The following is a 19,454-nucleotide window of genomic DNA, read 5'->3' as shown; positions in this document are numbered from 1 at the left end:
CCGCATAGGCTTCATATTAACTATGATAATCATAGTGTCAACGGGAATGAGGCTTTGAGCGTTAATCCATGCGACATGCTTAACCTGGCTGCGTTACTATGAAAACAATAGTTTCTACGGAGAAAACAGCGTGATGCCGAGGCTGGACGTGACAAGCGATACGGTGTGCCCGGTGGCACGCTCGATGGAATTGGTGGGCGACAAATGGACCATTTTGGTCCTGCGTGAGCTGTACATGGGCGCGACACGCTTCGAGGAAATGCAGATCCAGACCACCGCTACGCCCCAGATGTTGACTTCGCGCCTCAAAGCGCTGGAGGCGAATGGCCTGGTCGAACGCCGGCCCTACAGCGAGAAGCCGCTGCGCTACGAATATCATCTGACCGACAAGGGCTGGGACTTCTATCCTGTGATTTACGCGCTGCGCGCCTGGGGTGAGAAGTGGTGCAAGAACCCGGATGAGGGGTTGGCCGTGCATTTCGTGCACCGCGCCTGCGGCCATGATGTGGGTGTGGCCAGCGTTTGTCCTCACTGCGGCGACGCTGTGGAACGCAAGGACCTGGAAGCGCTGGTCAGCGATCGTTTCATTGCCGAACGCGAGTCTCGCCGAGAAGCCTTCAAGCGGAAGTAGCTGAGGCTAAGACGACGTTCCTGGAGCGGCGGTGCAAGCTGCAAACGTCTACTGGGTATAGATCACTACCCCGATCCAGTCGGCGACGCTGTAGTGGCCGGGCTCGCGCTATATTCGCGTGCGAACTCGATGAAGGCTTTCAATGCTGCTGGCACCTGCCGCCGGCTTGGGTAATACAAATGCAGCCCCGGATAGTAGTGGCACCAGTCGCCCAGAACCTGCTGCAGATCGCCTCGCTCCAGATGTTCCTTGACCATGTCCTCGAACACATAGGCCAGGCCGATACCTTGCAAGGCAGGCGCCAGCATCAGGCTGACATCACCCAGTATCAACGGGCCTTGGACGTCGACCTCCAGTTGGACACCTCCCCGCTCGAACTCCCAACGGTAAAGTGCGCCACTGGGAAAACGGTGTCCGATACAAGGTAGTTTTTTCAGGTCTTGTGGATGTTGCGGAATGAAATGGCGTTCGAAGAACTCGGGCGAACCGACCACCACCGAGCGCAGATAAGGACCAATGGGCAATGAGACCATATCGGCCTGTAACCGCTCTCCCAGGCGTACACCGGCATCGAAACCGGTACCCACCATATCCACCAAGGCATCGTCGCTGAGAATTTCGAGGTGTACGTCCGGGTACGCGACCAGGAAACGCTGGGCCAGTGGCAGCAACGCAAGTTCCGCTGCGGCGCGTCCGGCGGTGATGCGCAGGTTGCCAGACGGTTTGTCGCGGAAATTATTGAGATCTTCCAAGGCGTCGGCGATGTCACGGAAGGCCGGTTGCAGCCGCTGGTAAAGGCGCTCCCCGGCCTCGGTAAGGGCGACGCTGCGAGTGGTGCGGTTGAACAACCGCACATCCAGGCGGGTTTCCAGGGCCCGCAGCGCATGGCTCAGGGCCGAAGGTGTAAGCCCCAATTCGACTGCCGCACGACTGAAATTCAGATGGCGGGCAATGCACAGGAAGAGCGACAGATCGGCGGTACTGGCTGGCTTCATTGATGAAAATTACTCAAAGGCCCATGCGATATTCATGGGATTATCACAGTAAATCAAAAATCTTAAAGTTCGCTCAACTCATCGAGAAGGCCCCGCACGGTGCAGGGTCGGATACAGGAGGAGTTGACATGCGTACTTGGCTCATTACCGGCGCTTCCCGTGGTTTCGGCACCCTGATCGTCCAGCAGGCCCTCGCGGCAGGCGATGCAGTCATCGCAACGGCGCGTAAACCGGAGGACATCGAGGCCCGTCTTGGTCAGCACCCGAACCTGCTGGCCGTGCGCCTGGACGTGACCGGCGAAGAAGAGGCTTACGCAGCGGTCGCTGCTGGCATCGAGCGCTTTGGGCAAATCGACGTGCTGGTCAACAATGCCGGGTTCGGCGTGCTCGGCGCGGTCGAAGAAACCAGCGCCAGCGAAACCGAGCGGTTGTTCGCCACCAACGTCTTCGGTGTACTGAATGTCACTCGTGCGGTATTGCCCCATATGCGCCGGCAGCGCAGTGGTCATGTGATCAACATCTCGTCGCTCGGCGGCTACCAGGCTTATATGGGCTGGGGCGTGTATGGCTCGACCAAGTTCGCCGTCGAAGGCATCAGCGAAGCGATGCATCAGGAGCTGGCCCCCTTGGGTATCAAGGTGACTGTGGTCGAACCAGGCTTTTTCCGCACCGACTTCCTGGATGAGCAGTCCCTGGTGAAAACGGCTCTAGAACTGCCGGATTACGCCTCCACCGTCGGTGTCATGCGCAATTATGCCGAAGCGGCCAACCATGCCCAGCCGGGCAACCCTGCAAAGCTGGCCGAAGCCCTGATGACCTTGGCCAACGCGGCCAATCCGCCGTTGCGCCTGGCCTTGGGCAGTGATGCCGTCGCGCGTATCGAGGCCAAGCACAGCGCAGTCGAGCAGGAGCTGGCACGGTGGCGAGCGCTGTCCCTGTCCACTGACTTTGCCTCGTAACCTTCGTTGGGGCACTAAACCTGAACCGGGCGCGCCGGCTCAGGTTTTTTGTGGCGGATAGTGGGCTCATCCAAGCATGAAACCCAAGGTCAACGTCATGAAAAAAGCCAGCTTTCAACCCATGCCCTGCCCTGTAGCCCGAGCGCTGGAACACATCGGTGATGGCTAGAGCCTGTTGGTCCTGCGCGACGCGCTCTATGGCTTGCGTCGGTTCGATGAGTTCCAGCGCAGCCTGGGCATCGCCACCAACACGCTTACTCGTCGGCTGACCGACCTGGTCACCGCCAGCTTGCTCGAGCACCGACCCTACCAGAGCAACCCGCCACGCTTCGAGTACCTGCTCACCGAGGTCGGGCGTGACTTGCGGCCTGTGATCCTGACGCTGATGGCCTGGGGCGCAAAGCTATCGCCGCCTGCGCCACCGTGCTCAACCTGCATTTCCTGCGCCTTGCCGAGCACCTTAACGGTCAAAACGAGACAATGAATGCCTGGCTCGAGCAATGAGCAGCAACGCCCAGGCTCTCGGCCAGGACAGCCTGGACGCCAGCCACACCGCACTGCGCCAGCTCTGGGCACTGACGTGGCGTGAAGCGCAAACGTTGACCTATGCCGACGCCTTCCTGGTGATCATGGCGTGTTTCGCGTTGGCCACGCTGCTCGTGCCGTTGATGCGCAAGGTACAACCCCCAGCACAACCGTCGGCTGACGCCCATTGACCCCTCTCGAAGCGCCCTCTTCGTCTTTTGTGGGTACAGGCTTTCAGTTTTTGCGCTATGCGCAGCAGCGCAGCCCGTACAACAAGAAGCCCGCGTACCTAATCAGTTACGCGGGCTGGGGTGTATCTGAACGCCATCACAGCATCACGAAACCCACTTCGATATTGCCGCGGGTCGCTTTCGAGTACGGGCATATCTGATGCGCCTCAGCTACCAGCTTCTCCTTTTCCTCGGCGGCCAGGCCAGGCAAGCGCACCGTCAGCTGGGCAGCCAGCGCGAAACCTCCATCTGCGGTATTGCCTAGGGAAACATCGGCATCCACTGCTACATCGTCAGGCAGGCGAATGTTGTACTTCTGCCCCGCGCGGCGCAGGGCACCAATGAAGCAGGCAGACCACCCGATGGCGAACAGCTGCTCGGGGTTGGTGCCCGGGCGACCGGAGCCTGGCGGGCTCAGCGGCAGGTCGAGCTCGCCATCGACAGATTGGCCGCGCCCATCGCGGCCACCGGTCGTATGGGTATGGGCGGTGTAGAGGATCGTTGTCAGGGTATTGGGCATGGTAGTTCTCCAAAGGGCATGCTGCCCTCCCCGACCAGGCACACAGGGAGGGCGTTGGCTGCGATCAGTGCTTGGCCTGGCTCAGTTTGCCGCACAGGTGTGCGGAAAATGGGTTGTCGTTGTCCGCGATGGGGGCTTGCGGAACTGCAGGCCTCGTCCAGGTGGGGCCATTTCACGTCCCGCCTGTATCGCCGATGTATCCGAAGGTGGCGGCATTTGTATGCCAGAGCGTCGGACATCGGCGCTGTACACACAGTGATACGGTTCTGTGACTGGACGTTTCCGAAAATGAGGCAGCCCTCGCGAGGGCCGCTTCACCTCGTACGGCATGACGAACGTCAGCTGCGGTAGCGTGTCGCGGGAGTTCTCAATGAAAGATTCGGCATCAACGCTTGCCGCGCCGCCTCGTAACGCTCCAGGTCACCCAGGTCGGGCAAGGACGGGATCGTGATGAACTCTCCTTGGTCCAGCCCGGCAAGCGCCGCGTCCACCATGTCGTCAGCCTTCATGACGATCTCGCCCGGCAGGTAATCCAGGGGTGTGCCTGCTGCCGCCCAAAAGTCGGTCGCCGTCGCACCAGGCAGTACCACCTGAACCCTAACGTGCTTGTCCGCAAGCTCGTGGTGCAGGGATTGGCTGAATGCCAGCACGAACGCCTTGGTGCCTCCATACACGCCGTTGAGCCGTTCAGGCGCAAGGGCCACGACGGAGGCGATATTGATGAGCGTGCCCTGGCGCGCGACCAAGCCTGGAACCGCGGCATAGGTCAAACGCGTCAACACGTTCACGTTGAGCGTGATCATGTCTTGCATTTTGTCGACGTCCGACTCCAGAAGCGGCTGCGTGGCCCCCACTCCGGCATTGTTCACCAGCAAGGTAATGCTGGCGTCAGTGCGCAGCAGCAATTCCACTTGGCGCAGGTCATCTGGGTTGCCAAGGTCGGCTGCCACCACTTCGACGGAACGGCCAGTCTCGTCAGTCAGGCGCTTGGCCAAGGCATTCAGACGTTCGCGGTTTCGCGCGACCAGGATCAGGTCATAGCCACGATGGGCCAGACGCTCGGCGTAGAGAGCGCCGATACCGGATGAGGCGCCGGTGATGAGGGCGGTACCAGGATGGGACTGAGTCATGATGCATCTCCAGGGTTGGGGTGGGTCTGGAGAACAGGATGCAGGGGGATGACGGTATCTCAAATGACGTATAAGGTACTGTTTCCGGACACTGGGGAGTAGGCAATGCATCGCATCAGCTATTTGCTGGCAGACGGGTTCCAAGTGCTTTCGCTGGCCACCCAGGCCGCGTTCGAACTGGCCAACATCGCCGCGCAAGACACCTTCTACACCGTCGAGAACTTCTCGCTCGAAGGCGGCAAGGTGCGTTCGTCCCTGGGCTTGGCCCTCGATACCCAGCCACTCGAAACGCCCCGCCTGACCGACACCTGGATCATCGTCGGAGTCACCAACCCCTTGGAGGTGCCCACCTCGGCGGCGACCCTGGAGTTCCTTCGCCAGACGAGCACCCATGCCAGGCGCACCGTGGGCCTGTGCACTGGCGCTTTCATCCTCGCCGAGGCGGGGCTGCTGTCAGGGCGTAGAGCCACGACACACTGGGCATTCGCCCGCGAGATGCAACGGCGTTATCCGGATATCAGCGTCGAGGAAGACCGCATCTATATCGCCGACGGTACCCTCTGGACGTCGGCGGGCATGACCGCAGGGCTCGACCTGGCGCTCGGGCTGGTGGAAAAGGACCTCGGCGCGGACATCGCGCGGTCGGTGGCACGCAAGCTGGTGATGCAGCAGTACCGCTCCGGCGGACAGTCCCAACACTCCGAACTGCTGCACCTCGCCCCCAAGTCCGACCGGATCCAGCGTGCGCTGGACTATGCACGCCAGCATCTGAACCGCCCACTGGGCGTCGAGGAGCTGGCAGAGGTGGTGAACCTGAGCCCACGTCAGTTCTCCAGGGTCTTCAGCGCCGAAACCGGGCACTCCCCAGCCAAGGCGATCGAGGGACTAAGGCTGGAGGCGGCACGCCTGATGATCGAGCAAAGCCGGCATCCCTTGGACGTGGTCGCCCAGGAAACCGGCTTTCGCGACCGTCGTCATATGCGCGAGGTGTTCCTGCGGGGCTTCGGCATACCACCGCAAGCGATACGCCGGGATGCCCGTCGCCCGATGCCCTCTTGAGGACTCGGTTGTTGGCATTCACAAGCAAGCTTTCAGTTAGAACCGGTCCGAAGGACAAGGCAACTCCCAAGACCGGATTACAGATCCAGCTCACCTCTGATCAACGCCCCGAGCGTCTGGGCAACATCGGGTCGTTGCGCATTCAGCAAGCCCACCGGAGTGCCCTGCAGAAGCGCCTTGGAAGCGTCCAGTTCCTCTCCCATGAGCGCCAGTGGACAGGCAATCTCCATATGCAACCAACGCAGTCGCTTGGCCAGCTGTGGGCTTATCACTCCCTGCACCACAACCACCAAGGCAGCCGGCTGCAGCGTTGCGCACAACAAAGGCAGCTCTTCAAACGGTTGGCCGCAGCCGAGCACCTCGACGCGCTGTTGATCGCTGCTCAACAACCGGCCAGCGCACAGTAGCTCGAACTCGGCTTGCTCCTGCAGACCTGCCAGTAATACGGGCGGCACCTCAGGCTGGTTCATTTGAAGGCGCATCAACAAGCGGGCGCGCAGGAAATTATCCAGATACAGCCATTGGCTGCGTTCGCCGAAGCCGTCACCTGAAGCCAGTTCATGCCAGACCGGCAACAACACCTCGCGCAACACAGTCACCTTAGGCAGAACAGTCCACAATTGACCGTGCACGGCTTCCAGCGCCCGTCCATCGAATGCCCGTGCAGCCCGCGCCACGGCATCGCGCCACTGCTGGAAGACGCTGTTCGGCTCCGGGGCTGGCTGATGGTCACCGGTGAGCCTTTCGCCGACTTTGCTGATCGGCAGCCCATTGGCTGTCCAGCGCTGGATGTCGCGAATTCGCTGAACGTCCTTGGCCGTGTACAGGCGATGGCCGCCCTCGGTGCGTTGCGGACGGATCAGTCCATGGCGACGTTCCCAGGCACGCAAGGTCACCGGATTGATGCCAGTCAGGCTGACCACATCGCGCATGGGCAGTAGGTCGGTTGGTACGGACTCAGTCATTGCGAGCAGTCATCTGAACGGTGGATTACTCTAAACCTATACAGACCTTCTGCGCCGTGCAACCTTAGGTCATCATGCAGCGAATCGTGCCGTAGCTCTACGCTCGGAAGCTACGCTGCGCTTACCGCACATGAAGATTCGGGTGGGCTGGCTAATGATCAATGCAAAACTGCTGCAACTGATGGTCGAAAACTCCAACGATGGCATCGTCGTCGCCGAGCAAGAGGGCAACGACAGCATCCTCATCTATACCAACCCCGCTTTCGAGCGCCTGACCGGCTATCGAGCGGACGACATCCTTTATCAGGACTGTCGATTCCTCCAGGGCCAGGACCATGACCAGCCCGGCGTCGCCTCGATCCGTGAGGCGATTCGTGCAGGCCAGCCTTGCCGCCAGGTCCTTCGCAACTACCGCAAGGACGGCAGCCTGTTCTGGAATGAACTGTCCATCACGCCTGTGCGCAACGAAGCGGACCAGTTGACCTATTACATTGGCATCCAGCGTGACGTCTCGGCCCAGGTCTTCGCCGAGGAACGGGTCCGGGAGCTGGAAGCGGAAGTCGCCGACCTGCGCCGGCAACTGAGCGAGGCCAAGTCCTGATCGAAAAAGCTGTACAGCTATCATTTTGTGTATAGCTTTTATGGCAGGCTTCAGCTATACCTGTACAACAAATCGCGGTTGTACAGGTTTTTCTGGAGCCAAGCATGTCAGCCTATCTGCAACAGTTCGCCGAGCGCTTCGCCCAACTCGATGGCAGTCGTCTCCATGGGCTGGAAAAACTGTACGCCGACGACATCACCTTTCGTGATCCCTTGCATGAAATTCAGGGGCTTGAGGCCCTGAGGGCCTACTTCGCCCAGCTGTATGCCAACACCCACGACATCCGCTATGTCTTCTGCGGCGCTAATGAAGTGTCACCCGGCGAAGGCTACCTACGCTGGAGCTTGCAGTTTCGCCACCCCCGACTGGCCCGCAACCGGCCGGTCAACTTGCAAGGATGCAGCTACCTGCGATGGCGTGAACGTGTCCATTTTCACCAGGACTACTTCGATGCCGGTGCCCTGCTCTATGAGCATCTTCCGGTCATGGGCTGCGCGATCCGCTGGCTCAAAGGCAGGTTGGCATGAGCCGCTGCTGGTTGACCGGAGCAAGCAGCGGGCTGGGCGCTGCGCTTGCGCAATGCCTGTTGGAGCAGGGTCATCACGTTGCCCTAGGCGGTCGTCACGAGCAACGCCTTGCCCCTTTGGTGGAGCAGTTTCCCGGGCAGGTTCTGCTGGCTGTCGGCGACGTCGATGACCCTATCCAGATCGCTCGGATCGCAGCGCAGATCAAGGCTGCCTGGGGAGCGCTGGATTTGGTGATCCTCAATGCGGGCACGTGCGAGTACCTGGAACCTGGTCATTTCGACCCGGCCATGGTCGAGCGGGTGATGCGCACCAACTTTCTGGGCGTCAGCCAGTGCCTGGCCGCTGCCCTGCCCTTGCTTCGCGCTGGCAAACATCCTCATTTGGTGGTGGTGGGCAGCTCGGTTACCTGGCTGGCTTTGCCCCGGGCAGGCGCCTATGGCGCCTCCAAGGCCGCCGTGCGTTATTTGGTGGAGTCTCAACGCATCGACCTGGCCCACGAAGGCATCGATGTCACGTTGGTCAGCCCAGGCTTCATCGACACGCCTCTGACCCGTCGTAACGACTTCCCCATGCCACAGCTGTGGTCAGCCGAACGCGCCGCACGGCACATCGTCAGGCACCTGCACCGACGTCCGCTGGAGATCAACTTCCCAGGTCTTTTCACCTGGGTGTTGCGTGTGCTGGGTCTACTCCCGCCACGCGCCCGTCTGGCGCTGGGCCGGCGTCTGGCACGTCATGAACAGGAATGAAACTCCATGCGTATAGCGATCATTGGCAGCGGTATCGCGGGCCTGACCTGTGCCCACCTACTGTCTCGCAGACACGAAATCACGGTGTTCGAGGCCAGCGACTGGGTCGGAGGCCACACCCATACCGTCGATGTGGACTGGTGCGGCGAACGCCATGCGATAGACACCGGCTTCATCGTCTTCAACGACTGGACCTACCCGAACTACATTCGCTTGCTCGATCAGCTCCAGGTGGCTTCACAGCCAACCGAGATGAGCTTTTCTGTCCATGATCCGCTCACCGGGCTGGAGTACAACGGTCACAACCTGAACACGTTGTTCGCTCAACGCCGTAATCTGATCAGCCCACCGTTCTGGGCGATGCTGCGCGATATCCTGCGTTTCAACCGGCAGGCACTGGACGATCTGGACGCACGGCGGATCGATACCTCCACCACTCTGGGCGCCTACCTCCAGGCTCAAGGCTATGGCCAGCGCTTCATCGAGCACTACATCGTGCCCATGGGGTCGGCGATCTGGTCGATGTCCCGGACGCAGATGCTGGGTTTCCCCCTGCAGTTCTTCGTGCGCTTCTGTCGTAACCACGGCTTGCTCTCGGTCAATCGACGTCCGCAGTGGCGGGTCGTCCAGGGCGGCTCGAGAAGTTACATCGCCCCTCTTTGCCGACCGTTCGCCGAGCGTATTCGCCTGAACTGCAAGGTGCATCGGGTCGGACGCGACGAGGGAGGCGTCACGCTGCTCAGTGCCGCCGGCACCGAACGGTTCGACAGTGTGGTCTTCGCCTGCCACAGCGATCAGGCACTGGCGCTGCTGGAGACCCCCAGCGTTGAAGAGCGCGCCGTGCTGGGCGCCATCGGCTATGCGCAGAACGACGTGGTACTGCACACCGATCAGCGTCTACTGCCACAGCGAAAGAAGGCCTGGGCCAGTTGGAACTATCGACTGGGTGGCCCCGCGCATGCCCCAGCTGCGGTGACCTACAACATGAACATCCTGCAAGGTATCCAGGCACCGGTGACGTTCTGTGTAAGCCTCAACCAGACCGCGCTCATCGACCCTGCACAGATCATCGCCCGCTTCTGCTACGCCCACCCGCAGTACAGCCTCGCAGCGTCAGAAGCCCAGACGCGCCAAGCACGACTTCAAGGCTACAAGCACAGCTATTTCTGCGGCGCTTACTGGGGCAACGGCTTTCACGAAGACGGTGTGGTCAGCGCGCTGCAGGTGGCCCGGCACTTTGGAGAAACACTGTGAACAGTGGTCTTTGCCTGGGTTGGCTCAGTCATCGCCGACTGTCCCCGCGGTACCACGCGTTCCGCTACCGCATCGGCATGTTCTATCTGGACCTGGATGAACAAGCCTGGCTGATGAGCCTATCCCGTTGGCTGGGTAGCAGACGACTGTCGCCGCTGAACTGGCGCCAGACCGACTACCTGCCAGCGCTGACCCGCCAGGGGGAGCCGCTGGCCGAGGCTGCCCGCTTGCTCGTTGAACAGGCAACGGGGCACAGGCCCGAAGGCCCGGTCCACTTGCTGACCCAATTGCGCTGCTGGGGGCTGTCGTTCAATCCGGTGAGTTTCTATTTCTGCCACGACCGCCATGGACACCTGACGGCGATCCTACTGGAGGTGCGCAACACCCCATGGCATGAGCGGTTTCACTATGTCCTGCCGGTGCAAGGCCGCCTGGACAGGCCTTTCTCCATGGCCAAGGCCTTTCATGTATCGCCGTTCATGCCCTTGGACATGGACTACCGACTGCAGTTGTCCCTGAACCTCAAGTCGGTGCGCATCCATATGGAGAACTGGCAAGGCTGCCAAAAGGTGTTCGAAGCCGATTTGGCCTTGCAGCGCCAACCGCTGGATCGCAAAGCGTTGCATCGATACCTGCTGAGCTTTCCCTGGATGAGCCTGCGCACCGTCTCGGCCATCTATTGGCAGGCCCTGCGCCTTTTGTTCAAGCGCACTCCCATCCATGACCACACCGCCAGCCGGGGCAGCCTGGCACTCGGCCAACCTTGCGAGGCCCCTGATCATGTCGAATCCCACCCTGAGCGTTAGCAAGACCACGGTCCTGGCACCCTTGCTTGGCGCATTGGCCCGAACAGTCGTGCTCGCACAACTGGGCAAGCTCCGTCACGGCCATCTCCGGCTGCTCTGCCATGGACAGCAATGGAGCTTCGGAGAGGCCAGCAGCCCCTTGCAGGCTGAAGTGGAAGTGCTCGATGACGCAACCTGGAGCCTGATCGCCGGTAACGGCTCGATCGGCGCGGGCGAAGCTTATATCCATGGGTATTGGCGCAGCCCGGATCTTGCGCGGGTGACCCGCCTGTTCGTGGCCAACCTGGACGTGCTGGACGCACTCGAAGGCGGGCTTGCGCGGTTAGGGCGACCTGCCCTGCGGCTACTGCACCGATTGAACCGTAACAGCAGGCGAGGAGCCCGGCGCAACATCCTCGCCCACTACGATCTGGGCAACGCCCTGTTCGAACAATTGCTGGACCCGACCATGATGTATTCGGCCGCCCAGTTCGAATACCCCGAGCAGTCCCTGGAGCAGGCCCAGTTGCACAAGCTCGAGCGCATCTGCCAGAAACTGGAGCTGCGTGCACAGGATCATCTGCTGGAGATCGGCTGTGGCTGGGGCAGCCTGGCCATCCACGCCGCCACTCATTTCGGCTGCCGTGTCACCACCACAACCTTGTCGCAAGCGCAGTATGCCTATACGCAAGCACGCGTGCGGGCCCTCGGACTGGAACAACAGATCACGGTCCTGTGCGATGACTATCGCGACCTCAAAGGTACCTTCGACAAGCTGGTGTCCATCGAAATGATCGAAGCGGTCGGTCACCGCTACCTACCGGTTTATTTCCGCCAGTGCGCCGCGTTGCTCAAGCCCGACGGGTTGATGCTGTTGCAGGCGATCACCATCCGTGACCAGCGCTACGCCCAGGCTCGGCGCTCGGTGGACTTCATCCAGCGTTACATCTTCCCCGGCGGCGCCCTTCCCTCGCTGAGCGTGCTGCTGGACACCGCCAGCCGCCAGACTGCGCTCAACCTCATACACCTGGAAGACTTTGGCCTGGATTACGCCCGAACCCTTGAGCACTGGCGCGACAACCTGCGCAAAAGTCGAACGCTGCTGGCCGACCAGGGCTATGACGATACGTTCCAGCGCCTGTGGGAGTTCTATCTGTGTTATTGCCAGGGCGGCTTCGAGGAACGGGCCATCGGCGTAGCGCAGTTGTTGTGGGCGGCGCCTCAGGCCCGACGTGCGCCCTTGCCCGCACTTCGATGATCAAGCGCTACGGGGTGATCGCCAATGCCCTATGGTTGCAGGCCGGCTGGTGGGCCTGCGTGCTGGGCGCCAAGGCCCCTGGGTGGTTGCTGGTGGTGCCCATCGGCCTGGCCATTCACCTGTGCCTGTGCCCGGACTTCAGGGAAGAGGTCAGAGCCGTAGCACGCACAGCGCTGGCTGGCAGTGTGCTCGATAGCGCATTGGGCGCAATGGGTGTGTTCAGGTTCGACGCATGGCCGCTCCCGCTGTGGCTGGTGTTGCTATGGCTGGTGTTGGCCAGCGGCTTGCGACACAGCCTGGCGTGGGCGGGCTGGCCTTTCTGGCGCGGTGCGCTGGCCGGTGCGCTGACAGGTCCTTTGGCCTATCTGTGCGGAGCCCGTCTGGCCGAGGTCAGCTTGCCGCTGGGCCCGTTGGCAACAGGCCTTCTACTGATACCGGTGTGGGCGCTGGCCCTACCGCTGCTGGTACGCATCGCGGCGTGGCGCTGACCGACGGCATCGCTGGGAGCAATATCGCACCTGCTCCCAGCATCGGGCCCAACGCTTGCGCCAGTTGAAAGGCCGGCCACAGACCACGCAGACCTTGCTTGGCAACAAACGCTTGTTCACAGGCAGTCCCCCGCATCGAGACGCGCCAGTAACGCCTGACCACGGCGCCATACAGCCTCGCGCCGCGCCGGTGCCATGCCATCGAGGTTCCGATAGACCAGCGCCAGGCGAGGGTTATGCGCGAGCTGCGCGCGGTGACGGATGAGAAAGTGCCAGTACAACGCATTGAATGGGCAGGCATCGGCTTCTGTCGCCTGTTCGACCTTGTAGCTGCAGGCCTTGCAATGATCGGACATTCGCTGGATGTAGCGACCACTGGCACAGTACGGTTTGGACCCCAGGTAACCACCATCGGCATGCATCACCATGCCCAGTGTGTTGGGTAGCTCGACCCAGTCGAACGCGTCCAGGTACACCGATAGGTACCACTGGCAAATGGCTGTCGGCGCGATGCCCGCGAGCAAGGCGAAGTTGCCGGTCACCATCAGGCGCTGGATGTGGTGCGCATAGCCCAACTTCAGGGTCTGTTCGATGACCTGCGCCATGCACCGCATGCGGGTGCGTCCGGACCAGTAGAAGTCCGGCAACGGCCGGGTGTTGTGCAAATGGTTGAGCTCAGCGTACGCCGGCATGCGTAACCAATAGATGCCTCGCACATATTCGCGCCAGCCGATCAACTGCCTGATGAAACCTTCGGCGGCGTTCAACGGCACCCGCCCCTCCCGCCACGCGGTGTCCACGTCTTCGCACACACGCCGCACATCCAGCAATCCGATATTCAGGGCTGCGCTGATGCGGGCATGGAACAGGTAGGGTTCGCCCTCGGCCATGGCGTCTTGATAGTCCCCAAAGGCCGCCAGGCCGTAGTCCAGAAAATGGCGCCACAGCTGCTGCGCCTGGTCATGGGTCACGGGGTAGTCGAAGCCGTCCACGGCGCCGTAATGGTCGCTGAAGTGTTGGCGAACCAAGGCCACGACCGCCGAAGTGATGGCGTCCTGCTCGAAGTGGGCTGGAAACGGCCCGCGCAATCCTCGTGGCAATGGCTTGCGATTGTCACCATCGAAATTCCAAGCGCCTCCAGCGGGGCTGCCGTCTGGCTCCAAGAGCAAGCCGCAGCGTTTGCGCATCCCCCGGTAGAAATGCTCCATGCGCAGTCCAGAGCGCCCTTGGGCCCAGCGCGCGAACGCTTCGCGCGAGCAGAGAAAGCGGGTGTCGCGGTGCCACACCAGCGGCAGCTGAGCATCCCGTAGCGCCTGTTCCAGGCGCCATTCTCCGCACTCGGTCACATGTATTTGCGTAGCGCCCAGTGATTGTCGCCAACGTTGCAGCTCACCGACGATGGTCCCGCTGTTGTCAGCCGCGTCGAAGGCCACGTAATGCACTTGCCAGCCGCGCGCTCGCAAAGCGAGCGCAAAATGGCGCATGGCACTGAAGATGAGCACGATTTTTTGCGGGTGATGCGGCACGTAGCGAGCCTCCTGCGCCACTTCCGCCATCAGGATCGCATCGTGGGCAGGGTCCAGCGCGGCGAGGCTGGCCAGGTCGAATGACAGCTGATCACCCAGAACCAGCCCCAGGCGCACCTTCCTGGCTACCACTGGCTGGCCAAGGTCAGCGGCATCCGCAACGGCGCGACGGGGCCGTCCCTTTGTCCGCACATTTCATCATGTACCACCTGCTGCACCAGCATGCACGGCACCGGCGGCAGGTTGGCCAGAAGCTCGCGCAGCTCAGTGGTAGAACGCAATCGAATGGCCTGCCCGCGCTCATCGCTCAGGGTGACCGGGCTGGTCCCGGTCATCGCGCGCAGGACATAGAACCCGCCTTCGAGCGACAGCAGCTCAAGTGACTCGACCTCGCCGGCCGATACCCGCTGGGAGAGTGTGTTCAGGTTCATAGTGTGCCCTCCGGCAGACGGCGGAAGAACAGCGTGATCTGGCCGATCTCCACGCCCAGTTTGCTCATGCTCGAGCGGTTGATGAGGGTGTCGTCATCTATCAGGTACATCCAGTCGTCCAGGTCAACCTTCCAGTGCCTTCCATCGACCGGCAGATCGAGCTGGTAACGCCATCTCAGGGCGTTGCCCGCTACTTCTCCACGGGCTTGCCCAATTACATCCCCGGCTGTTCCGCGCCAACGACCAGGGCCGTCCGGCACCAATGTCCAGGTTCGTTGCTGACGTGTGCCGTCGCTGTAGAGAAAGTGCTCGTCTAGGATCAAGCGCTCGCCTTCCCGACGGCTGTCGATACGCACTACAAAGCGCTTGACCACTTCTCCGGAGCGCTTCTGGAACATTCCCCAAGCCTGTACCGGCCGCGAGAAGAAGGCCGCCAGGTCAAGGCGGGGCTGCTCAGCGGCATACCGCTCGACCCCGACGTTGCCACAACTGCCCAGCAGCAGGCAGGCGGTCAGCAATAGCGCTTTGTACATGTTCAGTTTCCTCGGTCGTCATCGGCCAGGCCGAGCAGGCGCTGGCGCAATTGAGGATCCCGGGCTCGCGGATCCAGCCAGATAGCGAAGAACGCCCGGGCGAACGCCGGATCGGCGACCTCACGAGCGAGCCGTCCGTCGACATAGAAGCGGCAGCCCTCCTGTGGCAAGTACACCCCCGTGATGCGCATGCCCGGACGTACATCCACGAAGGCCGCTGCCATGGTGTCGGACCAGGCGCTGATCTGCCGGTCCGTCACACTGCCGCCTCCCAGGCGCCGCATTTCCTGAAGGCTGGCCTGCACCAGCGTGTCCCGGGATAGAGAGCGGTGGTAGGTCAATTCAAGGGCGAAGGGCTGGCTCCAGTCCTGAACCGGTCCGGCGGCCCACAACCGAGCGCTGTACAGGCGCAGACCGAACCAGGTGAACTCCCCCTCGCCGAGCCGCTGCGCGGCCGGCAACGCAGCCCGCCAGTCCGCAGAGACCGATGACATCGTGCCGAGCAGCAAACAGAGACAGACCATCCGAACCAGGTATGCCATGACGAGCCTGTATGTACCAGAATCTATACAAAGGCTAGCCACATGTACAACTTAAATCAAACTGTGTATAGATTTTAAAAATCTCGCGGTAGATCCATATGTCCGCTCTGTCCCTTTGCAACAGGTGTCCTTGACCTTCAGAATGCGGCCCTTAGCGCACCGAGAAGGAAGCCTTCATGTTGTACATAGTCATGCTCGGAGGTCGCCACCCACGCGCCAGCATCGAGGTGCACGATGTGGTGTTCGCCCAGGCGCAGACCCTGGAGCAGACCTACCCGCAATTGCGCCAAGGCTGGTTCGGTAGCCGTGAGGGCCTGCATATCGACGGCTGGCTGGAAGTCGATGGCATCGATGCCTACCGCGTCGAGTTCAGCCACTTGGCGCCTGGGCCAGACGATCCAAGGCTGTTTTTCATTAACCTCGGCGGCTATGAGCCAGCGGTCTTCGGTGAAGCGCACCGCTACCTTTTGGTCGTCGCTCGGAACAAGCAACAGGCAAGGCAACTGGGCAAGCAGCGCTTGCACGCCCACTGGCTCAAGCCTCACACCGACGCAGTACTCGAGGTGGATGACTGCCTGCCGATCGACTGTGTGGATGGCCGTTACGTGCACCTGGTCGAAGGTGCGCACAGCGGGATCGGTCAATACAGCGACTATCTGCTGCTCTGACGCCGCCTGCCTGGCTCTGCCTCTCTACAAAGCGATACATAAAGACCGATCCCAGACACATCTGAGATAAACACCTCGGACACCATGGCTCCGGACCGCGGTGGCACCCTGCACGCCGCCCCACGACGGAGTTTGCCATGCACCATCATGCTCAACCTGCCAGCCTGCATGGCTGGCGTCTGTTCAGTGTGTTGTCTGTTTCGGTTCTGATCATCACGGCATTGGCGCTGATGGCTCAATCGCCTCTGGTGGAGGCGTTGCGCAGTGCGATCCGGGTGACTGCGCGCACATCGTTCCTGTTGTTTCTGGCGACGTTCCTGGCCTCCTCGCTAGCGACCCTGGTGCCCAGTGCCTTCACGCGCGGGCTACTGCGCGAGCGACGGTTTCTCGGATTGGCTTTCGCCTTTTCCCACGCGGTGCATGCGGTGCTGATCATCGTGTACGCCAACTCGTTCCCCGACACCTTCTGGCAGGGTCGCACGGCCGTGACCAACATCCCCGGCTCGGTCGGCTACTTCTTCATCATTTTGCTGACCCTCACCTCGTTTCCTGCGGCCGTCCGGCTGCTCGGCGCGCGCACCTGGAAGGCGCTGCACAGCACCGGTACGTGGGTGATCGCGGGGGTTTTCGTGCTGTCGTTCTACAAACGCATTCCCATGGGATCCTGGTATCCGCTGGCATTCGCGCTGATTTTCAGTGCCATCGTCTTCAAGCTCACGGCCAAGTTGGCCACGCATCTGCGTCGCAGTGCGCGCACCGAGGTCAGGGCCTGATCGTGTCGGCCAAGCCCTGGCCATCGCCGATGGCATGGAGCAGCCGCTTGGCCGACAGCCCCTCACATGGAAACATTCGGTAATATTTATCCAGCCAATCGGATAGCCTGCCAGGAGCGATCCTTAGAGCCTTTGATAAACTCGCCGCTTTTGCTCGCGAGCCCTGCCGCGTCAAAGAAGTCTCAACGCGATAGGATGTTGTGCCGTGTCAACCGATCAGAACCTGGTATTCAAAGCTCCTGCAACCACCGGCGCCCAGGCTGCCGCCGACCGCGGCAAGGCACACGGGGCCCCTACCGGTGTGCAACCGGCCTCGTACCGCGCCGATATCGACGGGCTGCGCGCCGTTGCTGTCCTGCTGGTGCTGATTTTTCATGGTGGGCTGGCGCTGTTCCCTTCCGGGTTCATTGGCGTCGATATTTTCTTCGTGATCTCCGGCTACCTCACCACCTCGATCATCCTGGGCGCGCTAAGCCGGGGTGATTTCAACCTTGGACAGTTCTATGTCAAGCGCCTATGGCGCTTGCAGCCAGCGATACTGGCGCTGTTGATCGTCACGCTCGGCGCGGCCAGCGTGCTGTATCTGCCCAAGGACTTCATCGACTTTCTCAAAAGCGAGAAGTACACCAGCCTGCTGCTGTCAAACCAGTACTTCTCCAAAGCCACCGACGGCTATGCGACCGCCGAGGCGGCGACCCTGCCCTTGCTGCACACCTGGTCGCTGGCCATCGAATGGCAGTGGTACATCTTCTTGCCGCTCGGGTTGATGGCGCTGACGCGCTACCTGGCGCCCCATCGATTGAAAGCCGCTGTCGTGATGCTGACCGTCGTCTTCATGGCTGTCGCGCTGTTCATCGCAAAAACTTCCCCGGATAAAAGCTACTACGCGTTCTTGGCGCGCAGCTTCGAGCTGCTGATCGGGTCGTGCGCAGCCGTGTTCGGCAACGACCGCCAACGACTCGGCCGTGTCAGTGCCTGCGCACTGGGCCTGGGCGCCCTTGGCGTGCTCCTGTATGGCGCAACGCAATCCATACCGACCACTGCCTATCCAGGCTACCCTGCCATCGCAATCTGCCTGGCAACGGCGGTACTGATCTCGGGCCAGGTTGGCCGGGTGGGCATCACGTCCAGGCTGCTGTCATGGTCACCGCTGGTATTCATCGGGACGATTTCCTATTCGCTGTACCTGTGGCATTGGCCTGTCATCGCCATCGTGGAGTACCTGGGCGTTGAAAAGACGCCAGCCATCCTTGCCGGCTACTTCATCGCCTCGTTTGCCCTGGGCATCGCCTCGTACTACCTCATCGAAAAGCCCCTGCGCCGTACCCGGCTGGGTTTTGGCAAATCGCTGTTCATGCTGCTGGTCGTACCTGCCATCGCGTTTTCGGCGCTGCACTCGGCGGGCAAGTCCGCCGGCGGCTGGATGGAGCGCTTCGGCAATGGCCCGACGCACATCCTGCCGCGTCTGAAGGCAAGCGAAATACCCCAGCGTGGGCCGTGCCTGGGCGGTGCCAGCGACGGCTCCGACAGCAGTTGTGTGCTGGGGCAAGCCAACGCCAGCACCACCGCATTGCTGATGGGCGATTCCTACTCCAACCACTTCTGGGGCTTCATTGACATTTTGGCCAAGGACGCCAACCTTTCCGTCATGGCCCAGGGCAGCCCAGGGTGCCTGGCTCTGCCGGATGTCTATCTCTACGACTGGTGGAAGTACAAGAACACCCTCTACAAGAAGTGCCATGACGCCGCCGCCGAGTACCACAAGCTGATCGCTCGCAGCCACTATGACTACGTGATCATCGGCCTGACTTGGGAAACCTACGCCAACAGCAGCGCCGTGGTGCTGTCGATCGATGACCAACGCTCCCAGGCCCTGTCGCGCGAACGCATGAAGGCCGCCCTGCTCAAGAGCCTCGACATCATCGAGCGCTCCGGCGCCAGGCCCGTGCTGATCAAGAGCAACATCGTCATGCCCGAAGGCGCCAATGACTGCCTGTACCGCAGCATCAAGCTCAGGGGCACGATCGAGGAGCATCATTGCGCGACGAGCGTCGCGCAACCGGAAGAAAACCCCTGGCTTGCGCAGCTGTTCCGGGACGCCAAGCAGGCACACCCGGACTTGCTGGTCATCGACCCCAAGGACGTGCAGTGCGTCGATGGCCAGTGCAAGCTGTCGATCGACGGCCTGCCGATCTATCGGGACATCGGCCACATCACCGATTTCGCATCCACGGCGATGGGCAAGATGTATTTGCAGGCCAAGGGCAATCCCTTTAACGAATCCAACCCTTGATGCCGGGCTGCC

At 61.4% G+C, this 19,454-nt stretch carries 23 protein-coding genes and 1 pseudogene; 15 read left to right on the top strand and 9 right to left on the bottom strand.

The genetic code is table 11. The features are described from left to right. Positions 1-133: 133 nt before the first annotated feature. Positions 134-631 carry a helix-turn-helix domain-containing protein gene (locus DQ397_RS12455; protein WP_043210495.1) on the top strand — a complete coding sequence of 166 codons (498 nt, stop codon included), beginning with the start codon at positions 134-136 and terminating at the stop codon, positions 629-631. A gap of 65 nt (positions 632-696) precedes the next feature. Here DQ397_RS12455 and DQ397_RS12450 read toward each other — a convergent pair whose 3' ends face one another. Then, positions 697-1,626, bottom strand: coding sequence for a LysR family transcriptional regulator (locus tag DQ397_RS12450; protein ID WP_043210492.1), 930 nt, complete (start codon positions 1,624-1,626; stop codon positions 697-699). A 128-nt stretch (positions 1,627-1,754) separates the two neighbouring features. On the opposite strand from DQ397_RS12450, the gene DQ397_RS12445 reads away from it, so the two are divergent. From DQ397_RS12445 to DQ397_RS12435, 3 genes and pseudogenes are all read left to right on the top strand, one after another. After that, the gene (locus tag DQ397_RS12445; RefSeq protein ID WP_043210490.1) at positions 1,755-2,585 is read left to right on the top strand and encodes an oxidoreductase; all 831 of its coding nucleotides are present in this window, start codon (positions 1,755-1,757) and stop codon (positions 2,583-2,585) included. Between the two features lie 175 nt (positions 2,586-2,760). After that, positions 2,761-3,069, top strand: a complete 309-nt coding sequence (locus DQ397_RS12440) for a helix-turn-helix domain-containing protein (RefSeq protein WP_306106458.1) — start codon at positions 2,761-2,763, stop codon at positions 3,067-3,069. Continuing rightward, positions 2,979-3,301, top strand: a pseudogene (locus tag DQ397_RS12435) (EmrB/QacA family drug resistance transporter); the annotation flags it as partial. The gene DQ397_RS12440 and the pseudogene DQ397_RS12435, both read left to right, overlap by 91 nt. Positions 3,302-3,437: 136 nt before the next feature. Here DQ397_RS12435 and DQ397_RS12430 read toward each other — a convergent pair. Beyond that, positions 3,438-3,860, bottom strand: a complete 423-nt coding sequence (locus DQ397_RS12430) for an organic hydroperoxide resistance protein (RefSeq protein ID WP_043210485.1) — start codon at positions 3,858-3,860, stop codon at positions 3,438-3,440. Between the two features lie 338 nt (positions 3,861-4,198). Then, complete coding sequence (locus tag DQ397_RS12425) at positions 4,199-4,990, bottom strand: SDR family oxidoreductase (protein ID WP_043210482.1); 792 nt, start codon at positions 4,988-4,990, stop codon at positions 4,199-4,201. A gap of 105 nt (positions 4,991-5,095) precedes the next feature. On the opposite strand from DQ397_RS12425, the gene DQ397_RS12420 reads away from it, so the two are divergent. Beyond that, positions 5,096-6,049 (top strand): GlxA family transcriptional regulator, encoded by a 954-nt coding sequence (locus tag DQ397_RS12420; RefSeq protein ID WP_090342816.1) that lies wholly within the window; start codon positions 5,096-5,098, stop codon positions 6,047-6,049. A gap of 77 nt (positions 6,050-6,126) precedes the next feature. Here DQ397_RS12420 and DQ397_RS12415 read toward each other — a convergent pair whose 3' ends face one another. Further along, positions 6,127-7,014 carry a MerR family transcriptional regulator gene (locus DQ397_RS12415; RefSeq protein WP_043213912.1) on the bottom strand — a complete coding sequence of 296 codons (888 nt, stop codon included), beginning with the start codon at positions 7,012-7,014 and terminating at the stop codon, positions 6,127-6,129. A 154-nt stretch (positions 7,015-7,168) separates the two neighbouring features. Here DQ397_RS12415 and DQ397_RS12410 point away from each other — a divergent pair, with 154 nt between their 5' ends. The 7 genes from DQ397_RS12410 to DQ397_RS12380 all read left to right on the top strand — a co-directional run bounded on the left by DQ397_RS12410 (position 7,169) and on the right by DQ397_RS12380 (position 12,676). Continuing rightward, positions 7,169-7,615: a PAS domain-containing protein gene (locus DQ397_RS12410; protein ID WP_043213914.1), complete on the top strand. Its 447-nt coding sequence runs from the start codon at positions 7,169-7,171 to the stop codon at positions 7,613-7,615. A gap of 104 nt (positions 7,616-7,719) precedes the next feature. Further along, positions 7,720-8,142, top strand: coding sequence for a nuclear transport factor 2 family protein (locus DQ397_RS12405; RefSeq protein ID WP_043213917.1), 423 nt, complete (start codon positions 7,720-7,722; stop codon positions 8,140-8,142). After that, positions 8,139-8,891 carry an SDR family oxidoreductase gene (locus tag DQ397_RS12400; RefSeq protein WP_043213919.1) on the top strand — a complete coding sequence of 251 codons (753 nt, stop codon included), beginning with the start codon at positions 8,139-8,141 and terminating at the stop codon, positions 8,889-8,891. Before DQ397_RS12405 ends, DQ397_RS12400 begins: the two co-directional genes overlap by 4 nt. A gap of 6 nt (positions 8,892-8,897) precedes the next feature. Further along, complete coding sequence (locus DQ397_RS12395; RefSeq protein ID WP_043213922.1) at positions 8,898-10,145, top strand: NAD(P)/FAD-dependent oxidoreductase; 1,248 nt, start codon at positions 8,898-8,900, stop codon at positions 10,143-10,145. Continuing rightward, complete coding sequence (locus tag DQ397_RS12390) at positions 10,142-10,951, top strand: DUF1365 domain-containing protein (protein ID WP_043213924.1); 810 nt, start codon at positions 10,142-10,144, stop codon at positions 10,949-10,951. The genes DQ397_RS12395 and DQ397_RS12390 overlap by 4 nt, the downstream gene beginning before the upstream one ends. Continuing rightward, positions 10,926-12,188: a cyclopropane-fatty-acyl-phospholipid synthase family protein gene (locus tag DQ397_RS12385; RefSeq protein ID WP_043213926.1), complete on the top strand. Its 1,263-nt coding sequence runs from the start codon at positions 10,926-10,928 to the stop codon at positions 12,186-12,188. The genes DQ397_RS12390 and DQ397_RS12385 overlap by 26 nt, the downstream gene beginning before the upstream one ends. Next, positions 12,185-12,676, top strand: coding sequence for a DUF2878 domain-containing protein (locus tag DQ397_RS12380; RefSeq protein ID WP_043213928.1), 492 nt, complete (start codon positions 12,185-12,187; stop codon positions 12,674-12,676). Before DQ397_RS12385 ends, DQ397_RS12380 begins: the two co-directional genes overlap by 4 nt. Here the strand turns inward: DQ397_RS12380 and DQ397_RS12375 are convergent. Genes DQ397_RS12375 through DQ397_RS12355 form a run of 5 tightly spaced genes read right to left on the bottom strand, consistent with a single transcriptional unit; the run spans position 12,641 to position 15,708 of the window. Next, positions 12,641-12,796 carry a DUF2256 domain-containing protein gene (locus tag DQ397_RS12375; protein ID WP_080642134.1) on the bottom strand — a complete coding sequence of 52 codons (156 nt, stop codon included), beginning with the start codon at positions 12,794-12,796 and terminating at the stop codon, positions 12,641-12,643. The genes DQ397_RS12380 and DQ397_RS12375 overlap by 36 nt on opposite strands. After that, positions 12,793-14,319, bottom strand: a complete 1,527-nt coding sequence (locus tag DQ397_RS12370; protein ID WP_043213932.1) for a cryptochrome/photolyase family protein — start codon at positions 14,317-14,319, stop codon at positions 12,793-12,795. Before DQ397_RS12370 ends, DQ397_RS12375 begins: the two co-directional genes overlap by 4 nt. 8 nt (positions 14,320-14,327) lie before the next feature. After that, on the bottom strand, positions 14,328-14,633 hold the full coding sequence (locus DQ397_RS12365; RefSeq protein ID WP_043213933.1) for a DUF6482 family protein: 306 nt from the start codon (positions 14,631-14,633) through the stop codon (positions 14,328-14,330). After that, positions 14,630-15,166 (bottom strand): DUF3833 domain-containing protein, encoded by a 537-nt coding sequence (locus tag DQ397_RS12360; protein WP_043213935.1) that lies wholly within the window; start codon positions 15,164-15,166, stop codon positions 14,630-14,632. The genes DQ397_RS12365 and DQ397_RS12360 overlap by 4 nt, the downstream gene beginning before the upstream one ends. A 2-nt stretch (positions 15,167-15,168) precedes the next feature. Next, positions 15,169-15,708 carry a chalcone isomerase family protein gene (locus DQ397_RS12355; protein ID WP_043213937.1) on the bottom strand — a complete coding sequence of 180 codons (540 nt, stop codon included), beginning with the start codon at positions 15,706-15,708 and terminating at the stop codon, positions 15,169-15,171. A gap of 176 nt (positions 15,709-15,884) precedes the next feature. Here DQ397_RS12355 and DQ397_RS12350 point away from each other — a divergent pair, with 176 nt between their 5' ends. The 3 genes from DQ397_RS12350 (at position 15,885) to DQ397_RS12340 (ending at position 19,442) form a co-directional block, all read left to right on the top strand. Next, a complete protein-coding gene (locus DQ397_RS12350) occupies positions 15,885-16,376 on the top strand; it encodes a DUF1543 domain-containing protein (protein WP_043213941.1) in 492 nt (163 codons plus the stop codon). A 137-nt stretch (positions 16,377-16,513) separates the two neighbouring features. After that, on the top strand, positions 16,514-17,149 hold the full coding sequence (locus DQ397_RS12345) for a ferric reductase-like transmembrane domain-containing protein (RefSeq protein WP_043213942.1): 636 nt from the start codon (positions 16,514-16,516) through the stop codon (positions 17,147-17,149). Between the two features lie 205 nt (positions 17,150-17,354). Continuing rightward, entirely contained in the window at positions 17,355-19,442 is a 2,088-nt protein-coding gene (locus DQ397_RS12340) for an acyltransferase family protein (protein ID WP_052352495.1), read from the top strand. The last annotated feature ends 12 nt before the right edge of the window (positions 19,443-19,454 follow it).

The organism is Pseudomonas sp. CK-NBRI-02 (genome assembly GCF_008124495.1).
Taxonomy (GTDB): domain Bacteria; phylum Pseudomonadota; class Gammaproteobacteria; order Pseudomonadales; family Pseudomonadaceae; genus Aquipseudomonas; species Aquipseudomonas guariconensis.
Note: the sequence above shows the minus strand (reverse complement) of the source record. Positions and strands in the feature narration are given on the sequence as shown.

Excerpts from the sequence above, each read along its gene's own strand:
- DQ397_RS12365 (WP_043213933.1), bottom strand. The coding sequence starts at position 14,633 with ATGAACCTGAACACACTCTCCCAGCGGGTATCGGCCGGCGAGGTCGAG.
- DQ397_RS12395 (WP_043213922.1), top strand. The coding sequence starts at position 8,898 with ATGCGTATAGCGATCATTGGCAGCGGTATCGCGGGCCTGACCTGTGCC.
- DQ397_RS12425 (WP_043210482.1), bottom strand. The coding sequence starts at position 4,990 with ATGACTCAGTCCCATCCTGGTACCGCCCTCATCACCGGCGCCTCATCC.
- DQ397_RS12445 (WP_043210490.1), top strand. The coding sequence starts at position 1,755 with ATGCGTACTTGGCTCATTACCGGCGCTTCCCGTGGTTTCGGCACCCTG.
- DQ397_RS12415 (WP_043213912.1), bottom strand. The coding sequence starts at position 7,014 with ATGACTGAGTCCGTACCAACCGACCTACTGCCCATGCGCGATGTGGTC.
- DQ397_RS12410 (WP_043213914.1), top strand. The coding sequence starts at position 7,169 with ATGATCAATGCAAAACTGCTGCAACTGATGGTCGAAAACTCCAACGAT.
- DQ397_RS12350 (WP_043213941.1), top strand. The coding sequence starts at position 15,885 with ATGTTGTACATAGTCATGCTCGGAGGTCGCCACCCACGCGCCAGCATC.
- DQ397_RS12400 (WP_043213919.1), top strand. The coding sequence starts at position 8,139 with ATGAGCCGCTGCTGGTTGACCGGAGCAAGCAGCGGGCTGGGCGCTGCG.
- DQ397_RS12380 (WP_043213928.1), top strand. The coding sequence starts at position 12,185 with ATGATCAAGCGCTACGGGGTGATCGCCAATGCCCTATGGTTGCAGGCC.
- DQ397_RS12385 (WP_043213926.1), top strand. The coding sequence starts at position 10,926 with ATGTCGAATCCCACCCTGAGCGTTAGCAAGACCACGGTCCTGGCACCC.
- DQ397_RS12420 (WP_090342816.1), top strand. The coding sequence starts at position 5,096 with ATGCATCGCATCAGCTATTTGCTGGCAGACGGGTTCCAAGTGCTTTCG.
- DQ397_RS12355 (WP_043213937.1), bottom strand. The coding sequence starts at position 15,708 with ATGGCATACCTGGTTCGGATGGTCTGTCTCTGTTTGCTGCTCGGCACG.
- DQ397_RS12360 (WP_043213935.1), bottom strand. The coding sequence starts at position 15,166 with ATGTACAAAGCGCTATTGCTGACCGCCTGCCTGCTGCTGGGCAGTTGT.
- DQ397_RS12430 (WP_043210485.1), bottom strand. The coding sequence starts at position 3,860 with ATGCCCAATACCCTGACAACGATCCTCTACACCGCCCATACCCATACG.
- DQ397_RS12405 (WP_043213917.1), top strand. The coding sequence starts at position 7,720 with ATGTCAGCCTATCTGCAACAGTTCGCCGAGCGCTTCGCCCAACTCGAT.
- DQ397_RS12455 (WP_043210495.1), top strand. The coding sequence starts at position 134 with ATGCCGAGGCTGGACGTGACAAGCGATACGGTGTGCCCGGTGGCACGC.
- DQ397_RS12345 (WP_043213942.1), top strand. The coding sequence starts at position 16,514 with ATGCACCATCATGCTCAACCTGCCAGCCTGCATGGCTGGCGTCTGTTC.
- DQ397_RS12450 (WP_043210492.1), bottom strand. The coding sequence starts at position 1,626 with ATGAAGCCAGCCAGTACCGCCGATCTGTCGCTCTTCCTGTGCATTGCC.